1 protein-coding gene is annotated in these 1,260 nt (G+C 77.5%); it reads right to left on the bottom strand.

The window, feature by feature from the left end; genetic code table 11:
* Positions 1 to 64: 64 nt before the first annotated feature.
* Positions 65 to 1,260 (bottom strand): poly(A) polymerase (locus WDV06_RS36890; protein WP_395514160.1); only part of this gene is annotated, 1,196 nt, incomplete at its 5' end.

The raw sequence follows: 1,260 nt of genomic DNA, 5'->3' as shown, positions 1-1,260 counted from the left end.
AAAAAAAAAAAAAAAAAAAAACAAAAAACAAATCATAAATAGGCGTGTTTGTTGGTTTTTTTTTTTAAAAAAAAAAAAAAAAAACCCCCCCCCCCCCCCCCCCCCCCCCCCCCCCCCCCCCCCCCCCCCGGGGCCGGTCACAGCACTGGACCAGGTCCGGGACCTCACCGCCGTCCGCGCGGGTGACCTCCACGCCCGGCAGGCCCCCGGCCCAGGGGGACGTGAGGGCGGCCAGGGCGGCGGGGTCCGGCGGGGTGGGGCCCAGGCCCACCGCGTAGCGGGCCAGGACCGGGGACCGCTCGAAGGGGCGGGGCCAGGCGTGGACACCGGTGAGCCCGGTCTCCTCCAACGCGCCGAGCAGGGCGCGCAGCCGGCCCCGGGCCCGGCCCAGGTTCTCCTCGAACTCCGGCACCGCGTCCCCCCGTACGGTCACCACCGCCCACGCCGCGTGCCGCCGGTGCGGCGGGGCCGCCGCCGGGATCCCGGCCAGCCCCTCCGGGTCGGCGTCCAGCCGCTCCCAGGTCTCGTACAGCTCCCGGACCATCAGGTCCCGCAGACCCGCGCCGACCTGGGCCGTACAGCTGCGGACCGGCGCCGAGGGGGTCAGGACGGTCACCGGGTCCGCACCCGCCGCGGTGCCGGCCCCCGCCGCCGGGTCCAAGGACACCGGCTCGGCCCAGTCCCATGCCGCCCAGGTGCCGAAGAACTCCCGCAGCAGCGCCGCGGGCGACCGGTCCCCGGCCTCCCGCACCGTCCGCGCCGCCAGCACGGCCCAGGCCAGCCCGGGCAGGCCCCCGAAGGGCGCCGAGTCCAGGCCCCGGGCCCGCGCCCAGGCCTTGACCTCCCGGGCCAGCCCGCCGAAGGCGCGGTGCGCGGCCCCCACCGACTCCCGGACGGCCTCGGCGTCGCAGAGCGCGCTCAGCGCCACCGCCGCCGCCTCGCCGAGCTCCGCCCGCCGCTCCACGGCCCGCGCCGGGTCCAGCGCACCGGTCCCGACCAGGACGAGGTCGACGTCGAGCCCGGACGCGCGCAGCCGCAGCCCCGGCACGCGCGCCCCGGTCACCTCGCGCAGCCGCTCGGCCTCCGGCAGCGCGGCCGCCACCCGCGCCCGCAGCGCCCCGGCGTCGGGCGCCCCCGGCAGCACCGCCACCAGGTCCAGGTCGGCCCCCGGCAGGGCGCAGCCCATCGCCCGCGAGCCGGCCGGACGCACCACCGCCTCGGGCAGCGCCGCGGCGAGCCGCGCCGTCAGCCACCCGGCGG

The organism is Streptomyces racemochromogenes (genome assembly GCF_044129415.1).
GTDB lineage: Bacteria > Actinomycetota > Actinomycetes > Streptomycetales > Streptomycetaceae > Streptomyces > Streptomyces racemochromogenes_A.
Note: the sequence above shows the minus strand (reverse complement) of the source record. Positions and strands in the feature narration are given on the sequence as shown.